Consider the following 20740-nt stretch of genomic DNA (forward strand, 5'->3'; position numbering starts at 1 on the left):
TCCGGTCCTGCTGGGGCTGGCAGGCACTTCGACGGCTCGCGCGGGCTGCAAAGCTGCGCAGTAGCTGCATCGGGGTGTCTTTTATAGACCCAAGCGTCCGGGCGTAAGCCTGGCGGAAAGGCCGGAGTATAACAGAGCAATCAGTATGCGCTGCTTTCCTGCTGCTCAACGGTTTTGTCCGGGGGGTGGCGCTGGAAGCAGCAATGAGGTCGTTTCAGCGCTGGCGCCTGCGTATTTGGCGCTCAAGGCCGCGTAGGCAGGCTCTTGCTTGAAGCGCTTGAGCTCGGCGCCGAAGCGCTGGACCAGCAAGTCCATCCCCGCGCCACGGCGCACGGCGAGAAATTGCTGTTGGCTGCTGATCACGTTCGGCGCCTGGGTGATCTGGTCTTCAAGGCCCAATTCCTTGAGTGCATGCTGGCCGACTCGGCGATCGGTGATCAGCAAGTCGATCCGTCCACGGGCCAATTTGCCGAAGTTGGCTTCATGGCTGGGGGCCGGTTCGCGGTTGAAGAGGGTGGATTCGCTGAATTCAGCGCCGTAAAGGTAGCCCGGCGAAGTGCCGATGGTCAGGCCGCGCAGGTCATCAAGGGTCTGGAACGGGTGAGGGCGCTCGTTGGCATAGAACATTACGAACTCCACTCGGGACAGCGGTTCACTGGGGTACAGCAGCACATTGTCCCGTTCGTTGCTGTGGAAAATGTCCAGCGCGCCGTCGGCCTGGCCCTGGTCGAGCATGGCCAGGCAACGCTTCCAGGGTAGGAACTGCCATTGCACATCAATCCCCAGGCGCTGAAAGACAATTACCGTGGTCTCGTAGTCGAGGCCGCGCATGCTGCCGTTTTCCTCGTACACATAGGGCGCCCAGGGTTCGGTGACAATACGCAGTTTCTCGCCTCGGGCGGTCAGGCTCAGGCAAGTGAGAAGAACAGCTGTCAACAACTGGAAAATGGCTGGCATACCTGAGGTTACGACTGTCTCCGCTTAAATAGAAGCTCTGGAACAGGTATCTGCGGGTGCTGATACTGAATTTTTATTTTGGCGAAGACTTCATCAGGTGTTCGTAAATGGCTTCGCGGCGCTCGTCGAGGATCAGGCGCACAACGGGGTTGGCGAACCAGTGCTCCAGAAGGCTGGCATCAATAGGACGGCCTTGGCGTTCTTCCTGATTCTGCCGCGCCTTGTCCCACCAAACCGGGCCACAGGCCTGGTCGAATTCGTTGGGGTGTTCGTAGCAGCCGTAGAGGATTTCCCGGATGAACTGCTGCTGATGCTTGGGCAGCACCAGGGTGATCAGCTTGTACATCAAGCGCTGCAGGTGAGCGGAGACCTGGCGCGTATCGTCCAGGGCGCTGGCGATGCTGAATACCGCTTCCTGATGGTAAGTCTCGGAGCCAAATATCAGGTAAACCAGTTGCGGGCGCGGAGTCGGGGCGGCTGTATTCATGGACTGCAGGTTTTCGTGGGCATTTAAAACGGCAAAGGCCCTCGTATTAAGAGGGCCAGGGCACTTTGAAACGAACCTTAGCGAGGTAGCTTGAGGTTGTTCCAGACGGCCAAGCTTGGTTCAGCCTGGTTCAGGGTATAGAAGTGCAACCCTGGCGCGCCACCTTGCAACAAACGTTCACACATTTCGCTGATGACCTGCTCGCCGAACGCCTGGATGCTTTTGACGTCATCGCCATAGGATTCCAGTTGTTTGCGAATGAAGCGGGGGATTTCCGCGCCGCAGGCGTCAGAGAACCGCGCCAGTTTGCTGTAGTTGGTGATTGGCATGATGCCCGGGACGATTGGAATGTTCACACCCAACGCCCGTACACGCTCGACGAAGTAGAAATAGCTGTCGGCGTTGAAGAAGTACTGGGTGATCGCACTGTCGGCACCGGCATTGGCCTTGCGCACGAAGTTGCGCAGATCGTCTTCGAAGTTGCGCGCCTGGGGGTGCATTTCCGGGTAAGCAGCCACTTCGATGTGGAAGTGATCACCGGTCTCTTCGCGGATGAAACTCACCAGGTCATTGGCGTAGCGCAGCTCGCCGCTGGCTATGCCCATGCCGGACGGTAAGTCGCCGCGCAGGGCGACGATGCGCTTGATGCCCGCACTTTTGTATTGTGTCAGCAGGCTATGCAGGTCGGCCTTGCTGTCGCCAACGCAGGACAAATGCGGGGCGGCGGGTACTTTGACTTCGCTTTCCAGCTGCAGCACGGTGTTGATCGTGCGATCACGGGTGGAACCGCCGGCACCGTAGGTGCAGGAGAAGAAATCGGGGTTATAGCTGGCCAACTGACGGGCAGTGGCGAGCAGTTTTTCATGCCCAGCATCGGTCTTGGTGGGGAAGAACTCGAAGCTGTAGCGACGGTCTTGGGACATGGTAATACCCTTGGGAACTCGAAAACCGACTGTGCATCCATCTGTACTGTAGGAGCGAGCTTGCTCGCGAAGAACCGCAACGATAACGCGTGTAAACAGGATATGCGCGGTGCCTTTGGGCTTTTCGCGAGCAAGCTCGCTCCTACAGGTAGAGCAGGTGGCGCCGGTTACTTAGTAGCGATATGCGTGCGGCTTGAACGGACCTTCAACGGTCACGCCGATATAGTCGGCCTGGGTCTTGGTCAGTTGAGTCACCACGCCGCCGAAGCCGCGGACCATTTCCAGGGCCACTTCTTCGTCGAGTTTCTTCGGCAGTACTTCTACGGTCAAGCGCTCGGCCTTCTGGGCAGGCGACAGGTCGGCGTACTTCTGGCCGAACAGGAGGATTTGCGCTAGTACCTGGTTGGCGAACGAACCGTCCATGATGCGGCTTGGGTGGCCGGTGGCGTTGCCCAGGTTCACCAGACGGCCTTCGGCCAGCAGGATCAGGTAGTCGTCGTTCTGTGGATCGAAGCCAGCTGCGCCTGTGCGGTGAACCTTGTGCACCTGCGGCTTCACTTCTTCCCATGCCCAGTTCTTGCGCATGAAAGCGGTGTCGATCTCGTTGTCGAAGTGACCGATGTTGCAGACCACGGCACGCTTCTTCAGGGCCTTGAGCATGTTCGAGTCGCAAACATTGACGTTGCCGGTGGTGGTAACGATCAGGTCGATCTTGCCCAGCAGGGCTTTATCGATGCTTGCTTCGGTCCCGGTGTTGATGCCGTCGATGAACGGCGAAACCAGCTCGAAACCGTCCATGCAGGCTTGCATGGCGCAGATAGGGTCAACTTCGGAAACCTTGACGATCATGCCTTCCTGACGCAGGGACTGGGACGAACCCTTGCCCACGTCACCGTAGCCGATAACCAGCGCTTGCTTGCCGGACAGCAGGTGGTCAGTGCCGCGCTTGATCGCGTCGTTCAGGCTGTGACGGCAGCCGTACTTGTTGTCGTTCTTGCTCTTGGTCACCGAGTCGTTGACGTTGATGGCCGGGATTTTCAGTTCGCCCTTGGCCAGCATGTCCAGCAGGCGGTGTACGCCGGTGGTGGTTTCTTCGGTCACGCCGTGGACGCGGTCGAGGATGGCCGGGTATTTCTTGTGCAGCAACTCGGTCAGGTCGCCGCCGTCATCGAGGATCATGTTGGCATCCCATGGCGCGCCATCCTTAAGGATGGTTTGCTCCAGGCACCACTCGTACTCTACTTCGGTCTCGCCTTTCCAGGCGAAAACCGGAATGCCGGCAGCGGCGATAGCGGCAGCGGCCTGATCCTGAGTCGAGAAAATGTTGCAGGACGACCAGCGTACTTCGGCGCCCAGGGCAACCAGGGTTTCGATCAGCACGGCAGTCTGGATGGTCATGTGGATGCAGCCGAGAATCTTCGCGCCCTTGAGCGGTTGCTCAGCGGCGTACTTTCGGCGCAGACCCATCAGGGCTGGCATTTCGGATTCGGCGATAAAGGTTTCGCGACGGCCCCAGGCGGCGAGGGACATGTCGGCGACTTTGTAGTCGTTAAAATCTGCAGGCGTGATTACAGCGCTCATGAAGAGCCTCCATTCGTAGTGTGCGAATGGGCGCCGTTGTGCGTTTAGTATCAGGCCAGGACAACCAGGCCAGACAACGCCCCATCCGAGCCTGACAGGTCGAGCCTGCTGCAGCGCCCCTCGGACAGGTGGCGGGAGAACGGTATCAACTGAAGATGACCGTTTTGAAACGGTGGGGATTATAGCGGGCTGCGGCTGACTTCCCAAGCCTTTCTGTCGGCAGCATGAAGATCGCTCATGGGGTTGATAGGCAATGGTTCATAGAGCTTGCTGCGCTGCTCTGCCATGATGTTGCCCATCATTTGGCAAGACGCTTTGGAGTGACCATGAACTTCCACACCCGCAAATGGGTAAAACCCGAAGACCTCAACCCCAACGGCACCCTGTTCGGTGGCAGCCTGCTGCGCTGGATCGACGAAGAAGCTGCCATCTACGCGATTGTCCAGTTGGGCAACCAGCGGGTGGTGACCAAGTACATCTCCGAAATCAACTTTGTCAGCGCCTCGCGCCAGGGCGACATCATCGAACTGGGCATCACGGCCACCGCGTTTGGTCGCACCTCCATCACCCTGACCTGTGAAGTGCGTAACAAGATCACGCGCAAGAGCATCCTGACGGTGGAAAAGATGGTTTTCGTCAACCTGGGTGAAGACGGTTTGCCGGCCCCCCACGGTCGTACCGAAATCAAGTACGTAAAGGATCAGTTTCAGGATGACGGCATCAGCGAATAACTCAGCGCCGGTTTGATTTTTAGTCAAATCATTCTGGATGGATATGTCCCAGGCTCTCTCGTCATTCAGGACTGCATCCTGTAGGGATAGTCCGCGTATGAAACTGCTCGAATCTGTGCCACGCCACGCTACTGTGGCGCCGATCATCACAAGCCCCCTGGCCTCTGCGGCGCAATCCGAAGGTGTGGCTGCGCCCGTGGAAGAGGGCGCGGGCGAACGCAAGATGATCCTATGGCGAGCCCCCGATGGCCGGATCAAGGTGGAGTTATCGCCGCCCCCGGCCTGGCGCCTGCCGGTCAAGTTATCCAGCCACTGAACAGCCCTGAATCCAGCGTGTCGTAGTTACAGGCACGCCTTGAATTGAGGAGCACTATGGCCACGCAAAAAGACGGCAAGACCCCCAACCTGTCGCAGGAAGAACAGCAGGACGTGGACAAGAACCAACCGCCTCGTGCGGCGGTTTTGCATGAAATCATCCGTACCCAGGGCGATCAGGAGCTGGAGCGTACCGTTGCCGCACTTTGGTGGTCAGCATTGGCTGCGGGCCTGACCATGGGCCTCTCGCTGATGGCCATGGGCTTGCTCAACTCGCGCCTGCCGGGCGGTGAAGGGTTCAAGGTCATTGCCAGCTTCGGCTACTGCGCGGGGTTTCTGGCGGTCATTCTGGCACGCCAGCAATTGTTTACCGAAAACACCCTGACCGCCGTGCTGCCGGTGATGAGCAAGCCGACCCTGGCCAACGCCGGGCGGCTGCTGCGTTTATGGACGGTGGTGCTGGTGGGCAACTTGTGCGGCACCTTGCTGGTGGCGTACGTGATGTTGCATCTGCCGATCTTCGATGCCAAGACTGACCTGGCTTTCCTCGATATCGGGCGCAAGGTCATGGAAAACGACAGCAGCCAGATGTTTGCCAAGGGCATCGTCTCCGGCTGGATGATCGCCACCATGGTGTGGATGATTCCGTCGATGGAAAGCGCCAAGATCTGGATCATTATCCTGATCACTTACCTGATGTCCCTGGGGGACTTCACCCACATCGTCGTTGGCTCGGCGGAAGTGTCTTACCTGGTGTTTGCCGGCGAGTTGCCGTGGAAGGATTTCTGGCTGGTGTTTGCCGGGCCGACCCTGGCCGGCAACATCATCGGCGGCAGCTTTATTTTTGCCTTGATCAGTCATGCGCAGATTCGCAGTGAAAGCAGTTTGCCTAAGTAATAGACAGATACCGCATGAGCAACTCATGCTGCAATTTATCAGCGCGCTCTGGTGCTTTGGGCCATGCAGTCGGGCTCGATTGCCGAGGCCGTTGCGCTGCGGGAAGTCAGTGTGATTCTGGTGGTGTTGTTCGGCATGTTCGTGATGAAACTCTAAATAAAACGCTAACAAAGGAATGAGTTATGACAGTCGCTTTCTGGTGTGTGTTGATCGCTATCGCTCTGCCTTACCTGTGTATCGGTGTGGCCAAGTTCAGCGGTGGCAAGTTCGGGCCCCGTCAGAACCACGATCCTCGGGCCTTCCTGGAAACCCTGGAGGGTTTTGCCAAGCGCGCCCACAGCGCGCAGCTCAACAGCTTTGAAGTGACCCCGGCGTTTGCTGCTGCGGTGATCATTGCCCACCTGGCTGGCAACGCGGAATTGGTGACTATCAACGTGCTGGCGGTGTTGTTTATTACCAGCCGATTGCTCTACATCATTTGCTACCTGGCGGATTGGGCAATGCTGCGTTCGCTGGTGTGGTTTGTGGGGGTGGGGTTGATTGCGAGTTTCTTTTTTGTATCGATATAAGGCTCGCCTGTGGGTCGGCTCTATGTGGCGAGCGGGCAAGCCCGCTCGCCACAATGATCGCTAGGTCCCAGTCGGCGCATCCGGCACTTTTGGCAGCACCGCGCCTTTGGGCCACAGCATCCAGATCTGCCCCTGCTGTTTCATATTGCCCGCCAACTCACCCGCCGCATCGCCGGTACCCCAGAACAGGTCGGCCCGCACTTCACCGGTAATCGCGCCGCCAGTGTCCTGGGCAGCCACCGGGCGTACGATCGGCGCGCCATCGGGACGTGTCGTCGACAGCCACAACAGGCTGCCCAACGGAATTACCTTGCGATCCACTGCCACGCTGTAGCCGGCGGTCAACGGCACATTAAGAGAACCGCGCGGGCCTTCGTTACTGTCGGGGCGAGTGCTGAAAAAAACATAGCTGGGGTTGCTCGCCAGGAGCTCCGAAATCCGCTCGGGATGGGCCTTGGCCCAGGTGCTGATGGCGCCCATGGTCACGTCTTCTTTCTTCAGTTCGCCTTGTTCCACCAGCCAGCGGCCGATGGGGCGATATGGGAAGCCGTTTTGATCAGCATAACCCACGCGCAGTTGACGTCCGTCGGCCAGTTGGATGCGGCCCGAACCCTGGATTTGCAGGAATTGCAGGTCCATCGGGTTGGTTAGCCAGGCGATGGGCTTGGCAGTAGAGCCTTGTTGATTGATGGCGCTGGCGTCGTCATAAGGCTTGAGCACGCGACCTTCCAAGCGACCGCGCAGGCGTTTGCCCTTGAGTTCCGGGTAGATGCTTTCCAGGTTGACGATGATCAGGTCGTCCGGCACACCGAACACCGGCACATGAGCCGTTTTGGTTTCGGAGAGGCTGCCTGGGTAAACCGGTTCGTAGTAGCCGGTGATCAAACCGTGCGGAGTGTTGTCCGCCGAGCGCAAGCCATAGACGTCGAGGTGTTCTTTAAGAAAACCGCGAATGGCGACGGCAGTTGCCGGAACGCTGATGGCCGAGGCGCAGGTCGCGCCCCATATCGGATCGCTCTTGAGACGTTGGCAAGCGCTGCGCCAGGATTCGAATCCTGCCTGCAAATCGCTATCTGAAACCGTCGGCAAGGCTTCCCAGGTGGCACTGACATAGGTGGCAATTGCGTGGGGTTTTTCTGGCTCCTGCTTGCTGGCGTTGCAGCCGGCGAGCAGCGCAATCATCGGTAAAGTCCACGCGAGGCGGCGGCTCCAGGGTTTCAATGTAACATTCATGCAAGCAATTCCTGAGGCGATTGCCCGAGCCTGTTGGCGCTCAAGCAATCCGTATTATTAATAGGGCTATTGGTCTTTGCGAGCGGGGCGAGGATACTGGCCGCCGTTTCCCGTGACCCTGAGCCACCATGATTCTTAAAAAACTGACCGTTGTATTGCTGGCCTGCCTGACACTGTCTGCGTGCGGCGGCGTTGATCCGAATTCGCCGTTGGGCCAGCGCAAGGCCATTTTCAAGCAGATGCTCAAGACCAGCGAAGACCTGGGCGGCATGCTGCGTGGGCGCATACCGTTTGACGGCGCGAAATTCGCCGAGGGCGCGGTCAAGCTCGACAGTCTGTCCCATGAGCCTTGGAAGCATTTCCCAACCGTGCGCGAAGAAGACCACACCAGCGCCAAGGATGATGTCTGGCAAAAGCAGGCCCGTTTTCAGGAGATGGCCAGAAACCTTGAAGCGGCCACCGGTGATTTGGTGATCGCCAGCCAGGTGCAGCCTTACAAGGCCAGCAACCTGGGGCCTGCGGTGCAGAAAGTCGAAGATGCCTGCAGCGCCTGCCATAAACAGTTTCGTGATCATTGAGCCTGCCTGGGCAAGGGGGCGGTAAGCGCCTTACTTGTCCAATTCGTCCAAGGCTTCCTGCAACTCTTTGCGTGATTCGGCGAGTTTGTCTTTGCGCTTGTTGATCCTCTCGGAATCACCTTTCTTCATGGCCTTGTCGAGGTCGGCCTGGCGGCGGCTGACTTCGTGCTTGGCGTCGAGCACCTTGTTTTCCCGCTCCTTTTTCAGGGCGGCGTCGGTGCAATGGGCGGTGACTTCGCTCAGTGCTTTTTCCAGGCCGGCTTGCTGCTCGCTGTTGCCGTGGGCCTTGGCCTGTTCGACCTGGGCGCTGAGGGCCTGACGCTTGGCGGCGCAGCCGGTGAGTTCCTGTGCTTCTTCGGCCGCCAGCAACGGGGTGGTCATGAAGCTTGCGACGGTCAAGAGGGCGAACGGTGCAAGAAATTTCATAAGGGCTCCAGGGTAAACAAGGTTGCAATCTGGTGGGCAGGATGAGTTCTGCTGGCACCGGTTAATACTGCAGGGGCCGGGCTAAAAACCGTCTATCCCGGCAGCGCGTAATGTTTCACTCATGGCCAGGACGTGCGGGTCGCGAAAAAAAGCGCTCAATTGCGCTGCGCGTCCCGGGCCGATTCCAGCTTCAGCCTGCCAGGCTTGAGTGTTTCTGGCGGCCAGGGTTTGCCAGCCACCTTCCAGGTTATTGCGGGCAGTGGGCGGAACACCCAAAGCCATCAGCCATTGTGCGAATGGTCGCTGCCGGGCACTGCGCAAACTGCCGAGCAGGCGCGCACTGCTGCGATCACCGAATCCGTCAATGTTAGCAAGCTCTGCTTCATCCAGCTTCAACCAATCGAGCAGACCGCTGATTAGGCCTGCCTGGATTAGCGTATTCCAGGTTTCACGGCCGATATGTGGCAGGGCCAGGCCTTGGTTGCCACTGAGCCAGGTCAGGCGGGCAAGCAGTTGTTCCTCACAACCAGGGACCAATTGCCAGCAGCTCAAATGATGGAAGGCGCTGGCCGCTGGCACCTCGATGTGGGTTCGTGGCTGGCTGCGCAGGATGACCTGATCGAGCCTGGGAATGACTTGGCCGGCGAGGCTGATGGCGACTTGGTCACCGGGGCGGATATCCAGTTCTTGCCAGCGCTTCAGCGAGCCGACGCTGACGCGCCTGATCTGCCGATCATCGAGCAACACCGGGTCCAGTTCCAGAATAGGCGTGATACGCCCGGTGCGTCCGATCTTGAAATGCACCTTGCGTACCTGGGCCAGCGCTTTGATTACCGGATATTTCCAGGCCGCCGCCCAGTAGGGTGTGCTGGCCTGCCAACGGTTAGCCGGTGCGCGCTGGCTTTGGTGCAGTACCACGCCATCGCTGGCGAACGGCAGTGGGTTGTTGTACCAGAAGGTACGCCAGTGACGAGCGTCGTCGAGGTCACTGATGGGTTGGCTGTAACGCTTGCTGTCGGTAAAGCCCCATCGCTCCAGCGTGTCCAGTTGCTCATTCAAGTTGGCCGGCCCATGTGGCCACGCCCAGACAAACAGGCCGATACCGGCGGCATCGGTATCGCTCAGCTGTTGGCGGTTCATCAGCCCGGCGACTTTACTGCGGGCATTAATACCGCCCCGTTCGGATTGGAGGTGTTCGTTCAGGTGCCAATAGAGTTCACCCTGCAGCAGCAGATCAATGGGTTCGGGCAGTTGCTGCACGATGCCAGGGATCTTGCGTGCCGAGGCTGACCAGTCTTGCCCGAGAACCCCGTCACCGCGGCTGATGACCTGAACCAGGCGACCTTTTTGATAGATCAGCGTTACGGCGACTCCGTCGACTTTGGGTTGAATCCACAGGTCGTGCCGGGTAGTGATCCAGTCTTCGACGGCCCGGTCACTGATCAGTTTTTCCAGCCCGGTGTGTGGTGTCGGATGGGTCAGAGTGCCCCTGGAACTGGCCAACGGGTTGTCGGGGCGCGGTGCGTTCTGTGCAAGGCAGGTGCGCCATTGGTCAAGGCGCAGACGTGCCTGGTCGTAGAGTTCATCGCTGATCAAGGATTGGCCAAGCCGGTGGTAACTGTCGTCCCAAAGGCTGATTTGTTGTTGCAGTGCGGCCATTTCATCCCTGGCCTTGTCGGAGTGCCAGTCAGGACAGTCTTGGCTCCAGGCCGTTATGGGGAAGAGGATCAACAGCAGGCAGACCAGCAGGCGCGGCATCATCATGAGCATCCTTGCTCCGAAGGGACGCCCAGCCTAAGGCATCGGAGCACCCACAAAAAAGCCCCGCAGGCGCGAGGCTTTTTACCGGGTATTTCTACTTACTTGAACAAACCACCCAAGGCTTTCACTGTGTCGTTGCCGTCGGCCTTGGCCTGTTGCTTTTGTTGGGTGGAGTCCAGCTTGTCCTGGGACTCGCTGACTTTTTTGCAACCTTTGTTTACCTGGTCCAGTGCGGTCTGCATGGCCTTCACTTTCAATTCTTCGCCATTGGTCTTGGCCGCGTCGACCTTGGCTTGCAGGTCTTTGCCTTGTTTTTCGCAGTCGCCAGAAGTGCCACCCAGTTGAGGCGTCAGAGCACCGCCCAGTGCGCCGAGGTCGACGGCTTGCACTGGCAGGGCGAACAGGCTGAGCAGAAGGGCGGCAGGAGCGAGCGTGGAAATACGCATGAAAAACCTCAATGTTCGATTGCCTGCGCACAAAAGGATCCCGAGCAGGCGCAGTGCAATATCCAAGTAGGTGAAGGGCTCGGGAGGGCGCGGATTCTAGTGGGCCATTATTTGGCCTGCAAGGCCCCTGCTGAACAAATGTGAACGTCATCGCGCCAATCAGCGCGCAACAAAAAGCCCCGCCGAGTAAACCCGGTGGGGCCTTGGGTACAACGGGCAGCGATTACAGGCCTGCAGCGGTAAGCAGGTCGTTGGCGCGGTCGGTTTTTTCCCAGGTGAACGTGGTGAAGGTGTCGTCGCCGACGGTCTTCTGTTCAGGGGTGCGACCGAAGTGGCCGTAGGCCGCAGTTTCCTGGTACATCGGGTGCAGCAGGTCGAGCATGGTGGTGATCGCGTACGGACGCAGGTCGAACACTTCGCGCACCAGCTTGATGATCTTGTCATCGCTGATCTTGCCGGTGCCGAAGGTGTTCAGCGAGATCGACGTCGGCTGGGCGACACCAATGGCGTAGGACACCTGAATCTCGCAACGCTCGGCCAGACCGGCGGCAACGATGTTCTTGGCCACGTAACGACCGGCATAGGCGGCGGAGCGGTCAACCTTCGATGGGTCCTTGCCGGAGAACGCACCGCCACCGTGACGGGCCATGCCGCCGTAGGTGTCGACGATAATCTTGCGACCAGTCAGGCCGCAATCGCCCACCGGGCCACCGATAATGAAGTTGCCGGTGGGGTTGATGTGGAACTGGGTGTCCTTGTGCAGCAGTTCGGCAGGCAGCACGTGCTTGACGATCAGCTCCATCACGCCTTCGCGCAGGTCTTTGTAGGAGACTTCCGGATTGTGCTGGGTCGACAGCACCACGGCGTCGATGCCCACTACTTTGCCGCCTTCGTAGCGGCAGGTCACCTGGGACTTGGCATCCGGACGCAGCCACGGCAGCTGGCCGGACTTGCGGGCTTCGGCCTGGCGCTTCACCAACTGGTGGGAGAAGGTGATCGGCGCAGGCATCAGCACGTCGGTCTCGTTGCTGGCGTAGCCGAACATCAGGCCCTGGTCGCCGGCGCCCTGGTCTTCCGGCTTGCTGCGGTCAACGCCCTGGGCGATGTCCACCGACTGCTTGCCGATGATGTTCATCACGCCGCAGGTCGCCCCGTCGAAGCCCACGTCGGAGCTGTTGTAGCCGATATCAAGGATCACCTTGCGAACGATGTCTTCCAGGTCGACCCAGGCCGAGGTGGTGACTTCGCCAGCGATGATCGCCACGCCGGTTTTCACCAGAGTCTCGCACGCCACACGGGCGAACTTGTCTTCAGTAATGATGGCGTCCAGCACCGCATCAGAAATCTGGTCGGCGATTTTGTCCGGATGCCCTTCAGACACGGACTCGGAGGTGAAAAGGGAGTATTCGCTCATCTCGATGTTTTCCTGATATTTACCGATGGTGAGTGTCGCCAGATGGCCGCTGAAAATGGCGGACCTGAATCTGGAAACCATTACGTAAGCCTACATAGAGACTTTCCCCGGGAACGAGTCCCGCAGCGGTGGCCCAACGGGCCAGATCGTCCTGTTCAAAGCCCAGCCAGAGATCACCGCAGGCCTCCCTGGCCCAACTCTGGTTGTGGCTGCATAAATCTGTCACTAGCAGGCTGCCGCCGGGTTGCAGCAAACCGGCCATTTGCTTGAGGGCTTCAGCCGGGGCGGCGAAATGGTGCAAGACCATGTTCAACACCACGCAGTCGGCCCGCAGGCTTACATTATTCAAGGCATCGGCCAGTTGCAGACTGACGTTGCTCAAGTTATCGCGTTCACACACCTGGCGCGCCAGTTCAAGCATCGCGGGGCTGTTGTCCAGCGCCGTGACCTGGTGGAAGCGGCGCGCCAGTTCCGGCAGAAAGCCGCCGTCGCCAGGGCCGACTTCGAGCGCCGTGGCCTCATCACTGAAGCTCAGCTTGTCGAGAAGTGCCAGCACGCTTTCGCGGTATTGCGCCAACCCGGCGATCAAGTCCTGCTGCGCGCGAAACTTCTCCGCCACCCGCGAGAAAAAATCCTGGCTGGCCGCAGCGCGTTGCCCGTGGACCTGGCCGATTCGCGACTGTACGTCAGCCGGCAGCGCCAGGTTATCCACTTCTTCCAGGAGCGCGGCATGCAGCTTGCCACCCAAATGGTCGGTGTGCGGCAGCGCGCGCCGGTAAAAAATCGCATTGCCTTCGCGGCGCGTGGCCACCAGGTCGGCCTGTGCCAGCACCTTCAGATGGTGGCTCATACCGGACTGACCGATGGCGAAGATCTGTGCCAGTTCCAGCACGCCGAATGAGTCGTTGGCCAGCGCGCGCAACACATTCAGGCGCAAGGGATCACCGCCGGCCTTGCACAAGGCCGCCAGCTCATCGCAGTCGTCATGACGAAGGGAAGGCGCGCGTAAGTTCATAGGGCCAGCAGTCTAGTGATGGGGATAAATCCTCGCAAGGCCAATATCAAAAAGTTTTGATATTGGTCGATAAGTGGTGGCTATAAGCAGGCTCTGTAACCTTTAGACGAAGGGGTGAAAGGTTTCTCCAGGCCAATGCAGGCCAATCCACAGGAAAAACCCCCTCAAGTGACTATCTGTCATTGCCCCGAAGGCCGTGGCTGAGGGAAAATGCCGGTCCTTTTTTCCGTTTCTTTTATTCAAGCCCCAGGAGAACAGCGATGCCCAGCCGTCGTGAGCGTGCCAACGCCATTCGTGCCCTCAGCATGGATGCCGTGCAAAAAGCCAACAGCGGCCATCCCGGTGCCCCGATGGGCATGGCGGATATCGCCGAGGTACTTTGGCGTGACTACCTGAAACACAACCCGAGCAACCCGTCGTTCGCCGACCGTGACCGCTTCATCCTGTCCAACGGCCACGGCTCGATGCTGATCTACTCGTTGCTGCACCTGACCGGTTACGATCTGTCCATCGACGACCTGAAAAACTTCCGCCAGATCCACAGCCGCACCCCGGGCCATCCGGAATACGGCTACACCGCTGGCGTTGAAACCACCACCGGGCCCCTGGGCCAAGGCCTGGCTAACGCGGTCGGTTTCGCCCTCGCCGAAAAAGTCCTAGCGGCGCAGTTCAACCGTCCTGGCCACAACGTTGTCGATCACCACACCTATGTGTTCCTGGGTGATGGCTGCATGATGGAAGGCATCTCCCACGAAGTCAGCTCCCTGGCCGGTACCCTGGGCCTGGGCAAACTGATCGCCTTCTACGATGACAACGGCATCTCCATCGACGGCGAAGTCGAAGGCTGGTTCACCGACGACACGCCAAAGCGTTTCGAAGCCTATAACTGGCAGGTGATCCGCAATGTTGATGGCCACGATCCGGAAGAGATCAAGACAGCCATCGACACCGCCCGCAAGAGCGACCAGCCGACGCTGATCTGCTGCAAAACCACCATCGGCTTCGGCTCGCCGAACAAACAAGGCAAGGAAGACTGCCACGGCGCTCCACTGGGTGACGCGGAAATCGCGCTGACCCGCGCTGCGCTGAAGTGGAACCACGGCCCGTTCGAAATCCCGGCTGATATCTATGCCGAGTGGGACGCCAAGGAAACCGGCCGTGCTGCCGAAGCTGAGTGGGACCAGCGTTTTGCTGCCTACTCTGCTCAATTCCCTGAGTTGGCCAGCGAACTGGTGCGTCGCCTGGCCGGTGACCTGCCAGCTGACTTCGCTGAAAAAGCGTCGGCCTACATCGCCGAAGTCGCCGCCAAGGGCGAAACCATTGCCAGCCGCAAAGCCAGCCAAAACGCCCTGAATGCCTTTGGTCCGCTGCTGCCTGAGTTCCTCGGCGGCTCGGCTGACCTGGCCGGTTCCAACCTGACTCTGTGGAAAGGTTGCAAAGGTGTCTCGGCTGAAGACGCCAGCGGCAACTACATGTACTACGGCGTTCGCGAGTTCGGCATGAGCGCCATCATGAACGGCGTTGCCCTGCACGGCGGCCTGGTGCCTTACGGCGCGACCTTCCTGATGTTCATGGAATACGCCCGCAACGCGGTACGCATGGCTTCGCTGATGAAGAAACGTGTGATCTTCGTCTACACCCACGACTCCATCGGTCTGGGCGAAGACGGCCCGACGCACCAGCCGGTCGAGCAAATGACCAGCCTGCGCACCACGCCGAACCTGGACACCTGGCGTCCATCGGATGCGGTCGAATCGGCCGTGGCCTGGAAGCACGCTATCGAGCGCAAGGACGGTCCTTCGGCGCTGATCTTCTCCCGTCAGAACCTGCAGCACCAAACCCGTGATGCGGCGCAGATCGAAGGCATCAGCCGTGGTGGCTACGTGCTCAAGGACTGCATCGGCGAGCCGGAGCTGATCCTGATCTCTACCGGTTCAGAAGTGGGTCTGACGGTTCAAGCCTACGACAAACTGACCGAACAGGGCCGCAACGTGCGCGTGGTTTCGATGCCATGCACCAGCGTCTTTGAAGCCCAGGATGCCGACTACAAACAATCGGTACTGCCGTTGCAGGTCAGCGCCCGTATCGCCATCGAAGCGGCTCACGCCGACTACTGGTACAAGTACGTGGGCCTGGAAGGCCGCGTCATTGGCATGACTACCTACGGTGAGTCGGCGCCAGCGCCAGCGTTGTTCGAAGAGTTCGGCTTCACCCTGGAAAACATCCTGGGTCAGGCTGAAGAGCTGCTGGAAGACTAAAAGCGCGAACGCGGTGGCCGATGGTCACCGCATCCCTTGTAGGAGCGAGCTTGCTCGCGATGGTCGTTAACGATAACGCTGGCTGTCTGGATAAACGCGTTGTCCTCAAGTTCATCGCGAGCAAGCTCGCTCCTACAATGGTTTTGTGTCGCTCATAAGAAGTTGTCCGCCATCGAGAACCCCATGTCCCAACCGCGCCCCTACAAAGTTGCACTCAACGGCTACGGCCGGATTGGTCGTTGCGTCTTGCGTGCTCTGTTCGAGCGAGGGCCGGCTGCCGGGTTTGAAATTGTTGCGATCAACGATCTGGCCGACATGGCCAGCATCGAATACCTGACACGCTTTGACTCCACCCACGGTCGGTTCCCCGGCGAAGTGCGGGTCGACGGCGATTGTCTGCATATTAATGGCGACTGCGTGAAGGTCCTGCGCAGTGCCACCCCCGAGGGCATCGACTGGGCGTCGCTGGGCGTTGACCTGGTGCTGGAATGTTCCGGTGCCTACCACACTCGCACCGATGGCCAGCGTTTCCTCGACGCCGGTGCGCCGCGTGTGCTGTTTTCCCAGCCGATGGCCAGCGAGGCGGATGTCGACGCCACCATCGTCTACGGCGTCAACCAGGATTGCCTGACCGGCGCCGAGTTGCTGGTGTCCAACGCCTCCTGCACCACCAACTGCGGCGTGCCGTTGTTGCGCCTGCTGGATCAGGCCATCGGGCTGGAATACGTGTCGATCACCACTATTCACTCGGCGATGAATGATCAGCCGGTGATCGATGCCTACCATCACGAAGACCTGCGCCGCACGCGTTCGGCGTTCCAGTCAGTGATTCCGGTGTCCACCGGTCTGGCAAGAGGCATCGAACGCCTGCTGCCGGAACTTGCCGGGCGAATCCAGGCCAAAGCAGTTCGGGTGCCGACGGTGAACGTGTCCTGCCTGGACATCACCATGCAAACCGTCAGCGACACCGACGCCGACGAGGTCAACAGGATTCTGCGCGAGGCCTCTACCAGTGGCCCGCTCAAAGGACTTTTGGCCTACACCGAGTTGCCCCACGCCAGTTGTGATTTTAACCATGATCCGCATTCGGCCATCGTTGATGCCAGCCAGACCCGCGTTTCCGGCCCAAGGCTGGTTAACATCCTGGCCTGGTTTGATAACGAATGGGGTTTTGCCAACCGAATGCTGGACGTTGCAGAGCATTACCTGCAAACAGCTTCTCCATTACCTAAACCTGCTCTCTAATTCAGTAACACAGGAACTGCGACCCATGACCGTGTTGAAGATGACCGATCTCGATCTGCAAGGTAAGCGCGTACTGATCCGCGAAGACCTCAACGTCCCAGTCAAGGACGGTGTTGTCACCAGCGATGCGCGAATCCTGGCTTCGCTGCCGACCATCAAGCTGGCCCTGGAAAAAGGCGCGGCCGTAATGGTCTGCTCCCACCTGGGTCGTCCGACCGAAGGTGAGTTCTCTGCCGAAAACAGCCTCAAGCCTGTCGCCGAGTACCTGAGCAAGGCCCTGGGCCGCGACGTGCCGCTGGTGGCTGATTACCTGGGTGGCGTCGACGTCAAGGCCGGCGACATTGTGCTGTTCGAAAACGTGCGTTTTAACAAGGGCGAGAAAAAGAACAGCGACGAACTGGCCCAACAATACGCTGCCCTGTGCGACGTGTTCGTGATGGACGCCTTTGGTACCGCTCACCGCGCCGAGGGTTCTACCCACGGCGTGGCCAAGTTCGCCAAAGTCGCTGCGGCTGGCCCGTTGCTGGCTGCTGAACTGGACGCCTTGGGCAAAGCCCTCGGTGCGCCGGCTCAACCAATGGCCGCCATCGTTGCTGGCTCCAAGGTCTCGACCAAGCTCGACGTGCTCAACAGCCTGAGCCAGATCTGCAACCAGTTGATCGTCGGCGGCGGCATCGCCAACACCTTCCTCGCTGCTGCCGGTCACCCGGTCGGTAAATCGCTGTACGAGCCGGACCTGCTGGACACCGCCCGCGCCATCGCCGCCAAGGTCAGCGTACCGCTGCCAGTGGATGTGGTGGTGGCCAAGGAGTTCTCTGAAAGCGCAGAAGCCACCGTCAAACTGATCGCTGACGTCGCTGCTGACGACATGATCCTGGATATTGGCCCACAAACGGCTGCCAACTTCGCCGAGCTGCTGAAGTCGTCCCGCACTATTTTGTGGAACGGCCCGGTAGGTGTGTTCGAGTTCGATCAGTTCGGTAACGGCACCAAGGTGCTGGCCAAGGCCATTGCTGAAAGCTCGGCGTTCTCCATTGCGGGCGGTGGCGATACCTTGGCGGCCATCGATAAATATGGCGTTACTGACCAGATCTCCTACATTTCTACCGGTGGTGGTGCTTTCCTTGAGTTCGTCGAAGGCAAGGTATTACCAGCTGTCGAAGTGCTGGAAAGCCGGGCCAAGGGCTGAGGCCTGAAGACCTGAGAAAAGGAGTATTCCCATGGTCAAGTCGATAGCGCTGGTAATCGCCGCAGGCTTGTTGGCCGGGTGTAGCAGCGCGCCGCCTGCGGTGCCCGAAACCGGGAAAGCCGTACCGGACAAAGGCTGCTACCAGGCCGACTGGCAAGCTGAAACCCTGCCGGTGATCAGCAAGCGTATCGGGCCGGATGGGCTGGAGAAGTACGATTCCCCGCCCAAAGGTAAGGAACAGGGCTGCCCTTGACGGGTCTGATTCACTAACCGACAGCAGTGGCGGCCTCCGGTCGCCGTTCGAGGATTGGCAATGAAAGGCGTTTTCGCCCTGGCAGCACTGGCCTTATTGGCTGGTTGCGCCAACCTGAACATGTACAACAAGGCAGAACCGCAACAGGACAAATGGACCACCTGGACCTGCGACAGCCAGGCACAAGTGGTTTGGCGGTTTACCGATCAGGCCCACAGCCAGGTGGATATACGCCTTGGCGGTTCGGACCAGGTTTATCGCCTCAAGCAGGATGTGGCGGCTTCGGGCGTGCTGTACAGCAATGACCAGTTGGCGTTTCACACAAAAGGTGAGGAAGGCCTGGTTTACTGGGTTGCCACCGACGACTTGATCGGCCGCGGCTGCAAAGCGCCGTAAGCCTTAGTGCAATAACGATTCAGCAAATCGGCCTTCAAACCCCCGATCTGCAATAACTTGAATAGCAGCCGCCGCTACGGCAGGCTTGCACGATTAACGACCCTCGACCGGGAGAGAGACTCACAATGGCACTTATCAGCATGCGCCAGATGTTGGACCACGCAGCCGAATTCGGCTATGGCGTTCCAGCCTTCAACGTCAACAACCTTGAGCAGATGCGCGCCATTATGGAAGCCGCTGACAAGACTGACTCTCCAGTGATTGTCCAGGCTTCGGCCGGCGCCCGCAAATATGCCGGTGCCCCGTTCCTGCGTCACCTGATCCTTGCCGCCATCGAAGAGTTCCCGCACATCCCGGTGTGCATGCACCAGGACCACGGTACCAGCCCTGACGTGTGCCAGCGCTCCATTCAACTGGGCTTCAGCTCGGTGATGATGGACGGCTCCCTGGGCGAAGACGGCAAGACTCCGACTGACTACGACTACAACGTCCGTGTCACCCAACAAACTGTGGCCCTGGCTCACGCCTGCGGCGTATCGGTTGAAGGTGAGCTGGGCTGCCTGGGTTCGTTGGAAACCGGCATGGCCGGCGAAGAAGACGGCATCGGCGCTGAAGGCGTGTTGGATCACAGCCAAATGCTGACCGACCCGGAAGAAGCCGCCGACTTCGTCAAGCGCACCCAAGTCGACGCCCTGGCTATCGCCATCGGCACCAGCCACGGCGCCTACAAGTTCACCAAGCCACCGACCGGTGACGTGCTGGCCATCGACCGCATCAAGGAAATCCACAAACGCATCCCCAACACCCACCTGGTGATGCACGGTTCTTCCTCGGTACCGCAAGAGTGGCTGGCGATCATCAACCAGTACGGCGGCGACATCAAAGAAACCTACGGCGTACCGGTTGAAGAAATCGTCGAAGGCATCAAGCACGGCGTGCGCAAGGTCAACATCGACACCGACCTGCGTCTGGCATCCACCGGTGCGATGCGTCGCCTGATGGCGACCAACCCGAGCGAGTTTGATCCGCGTAAATTCTTCGGCGCTACCGTGACCGCAATGCGTGATGTGTGTATCGCGCGTTATGAAGCGTTTGGTACTGCGGGCAATGCTTCGAAGATCAAGCCGGTCTCCCTGGAAGCGATGTACCAGCGGTATTTGAAAGGTGAGTTGAACGCTAAGGTTAACTAAGCCTCAAGCGTTTATAAAAAACCCGCAGTGATGCGGGTTTTTTTTGCCGAGTTATTCATTGAAAGGGCGATCCATTTAACTGCTAAATAGATCCGTCCCCTTAAATATATGCCGATAGGCAGCGTCGGGTTAAACTCGCGCCTCAATTTGGTTCGGCCATTGCCCGGAGGCCCCATGCAGCATACCGATATCGAGGGCGGCACCTTGCAACGCGAGGAGCTGGAAGCCTTGATGGGTACTCACGGCGGGCCATTGCGCTTGATCGGTGTCGACTTGAGCGGTGCCGACTTGTCGCGCTTGGTGCTGGATCATTGGGTGTTTGAGCGCTGTATCCTGGTCCAGACGTGCTTTCTCGGGGCGCGGCTTGAGGGCACGCAGTGGAAAAGTTGCCGGGCAGCCCACGCGGTTTTCGAGGCGGCCAATCTGCTGGAAGCGGTGTTCACCGGGTGCGACCTGAACAACACCCGCTGGCAGCGCAGCAAGCTGTCTCAGGCCAGTTTCTCCAACTGCAAGCTGACCGGTGCCAACTTCACCCATTGCGCCTCCCTGGGTTTGACGTTCACTGAGACGCTGCTCAACAGTGCTTTTTTGTCCGGGCTGTCCTTTGCCCGAACCACCCTCGATACCCTGGATTTCTCCGACAGTGACCTGTCGGACGCAGATTTTCGTAAAGCCGAATTGATCGACTGCAGCCTGGCCCATACCCGTATCAACGGCGCCAATTTCGCCGGTGCCGACCTGCGGGGTGCGGACTTGAGTGGGTTCAGGCTCAGTGATGCCAAACTTTTCAAAGGCGCCGTGATTTCCAAAGCCCAGGCGTCGATGTTGTTATCCGAGTTGGGCTTGTCCGTCGCTTGAGGTAATGGGCGTCCCCTT

General features: G+C 59.2%; 21 protein-coding genes, 3 pseudogenes and 1 riboswitch. Of the genes and pseudogenes, 13 read left to right on the plus strand and 11 right to left on the minus strand.

The window, feature by feature from the left end; genetic code table 11:
• Window positions 1-140: 140 nt before the first annotated feature.
• From AAEZ06_RS10895 to AAEZ06_RS10915, 5 genes and pseudogenes are all read right to left on the minus strand, one after another.
• Window positions 141-957, minus strand: a pseudogene (locus AAEZ06_RS10895) (substrate-binding periplasmic protein).
• A 73-nt stretch (window positions 958-1030) separates the two neighbouring features.
• A pseudogene (locus tag AAEZ06_RS10900) lies at window positions 1031-1354 on the minus strand (hypothetical protein); the annotation flags it as partial.
• 167 nt (window positions 1355-1521) lie between these two features.
• Window positions 1522-2367 carry a methylenetetrahydrofolate reductase [NAD(P)H] gene (gene metF / locus AAEZ06_RS10905; protein ID WP_350614239.1) on the minus strand — a complete coding sequence of 282 codons (846 nt, stop codon included), beginning with the start codon at window positions 2365-2367 and terminating at the stop codon, window positions 1522-1524.
• A 171-nt stretch (window positions 2368-2538) separates the two neighbouring features.
• A complete protein-coding gene (locus AAEZ06_RS10910) occupies window positions 2539-3948 on the minus strand; it encodes an adenosylhomocysteinase (protein WP_149414431.1) in 1410 nt (469 codons plus the stop codon).
• A 21-nt stretch (window positions 3949-3969) separates the two neighbouring features.
• A riboswitch (S-adenosyl-L-homocysteine riboswitch) is annotated at window positions 3970-4076 on the minus strand.
• Between the two features lie 51 nt (window positions 4077-4127).
• Window positions 4128-4250, minus strand: coding sequence for a hypothetical protein (locus AAEZ06_RS10915; RefSeq protein WP_256666342.1), 123 nt, complete (start codon window positions 4248-4250; stop codon window positions 4128-4130).
• Window positions 4251-4274: 24 nt separating this feature from the next.
• Between AAEZ06_RS10915 and AAEZ06_RS10920 the strand changes: the two genes are divergently transcribed.
• The 5 genes and pseudogenes from AAEZ06_RS10920 (at window position 4275) to AAEZ06_RS10940 (ending at window position 6460) form a co-directional block, all read left to right on the plus strand.
• Window positions 4275-4679, plus strand: a complete 405-nt coding sequence (locus AAEZ06_RS10920) for an acyl-CoA thioesterase (RefSeq protein WP_149414432.1) — start codon at window positions 4275-4277, stop codon at window positions 4677-4679.
• A 97-nt stretch (window positions 4680-4776) separates the two neighbouring features.
• Window positions 4777-4995, plus strand: a complete 219-nt coding sequence (locus AAEZ06_RS10925; RefSeq protein ID WP_149414433.1) for a hypothetical protein — start codon at window positions 4777-4779, stop codon at window positions 4993-4995.
• Between the two features lie 56 nt (window positions 4996-5051).
• Window positions 5052-5891 carry a formate/nitrite transporter family protein gene (locus AAEZ06_RS10930; RefSeq protein ID WP_149414434.1) on the plus strand — a complete coding sequence of 280 codons (840 nt, stop codon included), beginning with the start codon at window positions 5052-5054 and terminating at the stop codon, window positions 5889-5891.
• Between the two features lie 48 nt (window positions 5892-5939).
• A pseudogene (locus tag AAEZ06_RS10935) lies at window positions 5940-6029 on the plus strand (EamA family transporter); the annotation flags it as partial.
• 44 nt (window positions 6030-6073) lie between these two features.
• Window positions 6074-6460 (plus strand): MAPEG family protein, encoded by a 387-nt coding sequence (locus AAEZ06_RS10940; RefSeq protein ID WP_149414435.1) that lies wholly within the window; start codon window positions 6074-6076, stop codon window positions 6458-6460.
• A 60-nt stretch (window positions 6461-6520) separates the two neighbouring features.
• On the opposite strand, the gene mltA is transcribed toward AAEZ06_RS10940, so the two are convergent.
• The gene (gene mltA, locus AAEZ06_RS10945) at window positions 6521-7693 is read right to left on the minus strand and encodes a murein transglycosylase A (RefSeq protein WP_350614243.1); all 1173 of its coding nucleotides are present in this window, start codon (window positions 7691-7693) and stop codon (window positions 6521-6523) included.
• A gap of 128 nt (window positions 7694-7821) precedes the next feature.
• Between mltA and AAEZ06_RS10950 the strand changes: the two genes are divergently transcribed.
• Window positions 7822-8271 carry a c-type cytochrome gene (locus AAEZ06_RS10950; RefSeq protein WP_149414437.1) on the plus strand — a complete coding sequence of 150 codons (450 nt, stop codon included), beginning with the start codon at window positions 7822-7824 and terminating at the stop codon, window positions 8269-8271.
• A 30-nt stretch (window positions 8272-8301) separates the two neighbouring features.
• On the opposite strand, the gene AAEZ06_RS10955 is transcribed toward AAEZ06_RS10950, so the two are convergent.
• From AAEZ06_RS10955 to AAEZ06_RS10975, 5 genes are all read right to left on the minus strand, one after another.
• Window positions 8302-8697, minus strand: coding sequence for a DUF1090 domain-containing protein (locus AAEZ06_RS10955; RefSeq protein WP_149414438.1), 396 nt, complete (start codon window positions 8695-8697; stop codon window positions 8302-8304).
• A gap of 81 nt (window positions 8698-8778) precedes the next feature.
• The gene (gene ligB, locus AAEZ06_RS10960; RefSeq protein WP_371923847.1) at window positions 8779-10455 is read right to left on the minus strand and encodes an NAD-dependent DNA ligase LigB; all 1677 of its coding nucleotides are present in this window, start codon (window positions 10453-10455) and stop codon (window positions 8779-8781) included.
• Window positions 10456-10556: 101 nt separating this feature from the next.
• Window positions 10557-10904 carry a DUF1090 family protein gene (locus AAEZ06_RS10965; protein WP_149414440.1) on the minus strand — a complete coding sequence of 116 codons (348 nt, stop codon included), beginning with the start codon at window positions 10902-10904 and terminating at the stop codon, window positions 10557-10559.
• A gap of 223 nt (window positions 10905-11127) precedes the next feature.
• On the minus strand, window positions 11128-12318 hold the full coding sequence (gene metK / locus AAEZ06_RS10970) for a methionine adenosyltransferase (protein ID WP_133102391.1): 1191 nt from the start codon (window positions 12316-12318) through the stop codon (window positions 11128-11130).
• A gap of 19 nt (window positions 12319-12337) precedes the next feature.
• Window positions 12338-13333, minus strand: a complete 996-nt coding sequence (locus tag AAEZ06_RS10975) for an ArsR/SmtB family transcription factor (protein ID WP_149414441.1) — start codon at window positions 13331-13333, stop codon at window positions 12338-12340.
• A 260-nt stretch (window positions 13334-13593) separates the two neighbouring features.
• Here AAEZ06_RS10975 and tkt point away from each other — a divergent pair, with 260 nt between their 5' ends.
• From tkt to AAEZ06_RS11010, 7 genes are all read left to right on the plus strand, one after another.
• On the plus strand, window positions 13594-15591 hold the full coding sequence (tkt, locus tag AAEZ06_RS10980; RefSeq protein WP_133102389.1) for a transketolase: 1998 nt from the start codon (window positions 13594-13596) through the stop codon (window positions 15589-15591).
• 183 nt (window positions 15592-15774) lie between these two features.
• On the plus strand, window positions 15775-16836 hold the full coding sequence (gene epd / locus AAEZ06_RS10985; protein WP_149414442.1) for an erythrose-4-phosphate dehydrogenase: 1062 nt from the start codon (window positions 15775-15777) through the stop codon (window positions 16834-16836).
• Between the two features lie 25 nt (window positions 16837-16861).
• Window positions 16862-18025, plus strand: a complete 1164-nt coding sequence (locus tag AAEZ06_RS10990) for a phosphoglycerate kinase (protein ID WP_350614248.1) — start codon at window positions 16862-16864, stop codon at window positions 18023-18025.
• Window positions 18026-18056: 31 nt separating this feature from the next.
• Window positions 18057-18278 (plus strand): hypothetical protein, encoded by a 222-nt coding sequence (locus tag AAEZ06_RS10995; RefSeq protein ID WP_149414444.1) that lies wholly within the window; start codon window positions 18057-18059, stop codon window positions 18276-18278.
• Window positions 18279-18338: 60 nt separating this feature from the next.
• Complete coding sequence (locus tag AAEZ06_RS11000; protein WP_350614250.1) at window positions 18339-18674, plus strand: MliC family protein; 336 nt, start codon at window positions 18339-18341, stop codon at window positions 18672-18674.
• A 125-nt stretch (window positions 18675-18799) separates the two neighbouring features.
• The gene (gene fba, locus AAEZ06_RS11005; RefSeq protein WP_029297347.1) at window positions 18800-19864 is read left to right on the plus strand and encodes a class II fructose-bisphosphate aldolase; all 1065 of its coding nucleotides are present in this window, start codon (window positions 18800-18802) and stop codon (window positions 19862-19864) included.
• A 174-nt stretch (window positions 19865-20038) separates the two neighbouring features.
• The gene (locus tag AAEZ06_RS11010) at window positions 20039-20722 is read left to right on the plus strand and encodes a pentapeptide repeat-containing protein (RefSeq protein ID WP_350614252.1); all 684 of its coding nucleotides are present in this window, start codon (window positions 20039-20041) and stop codon (window positions 20720-20722) included.
• Window positions 20723-20740: the final 18 nt, after the last annotated feature.

It is taken from the genome of Pseudomonas sp. HY7a-MNA-CIBAN-0227, from assembly GCF_040310325.1.
GTDB lineage: Bacteria > Pseudomonadota > Gammaproteobacteria > Pseudomonadales > Pseudomonadaceae > Aquipseudomonas.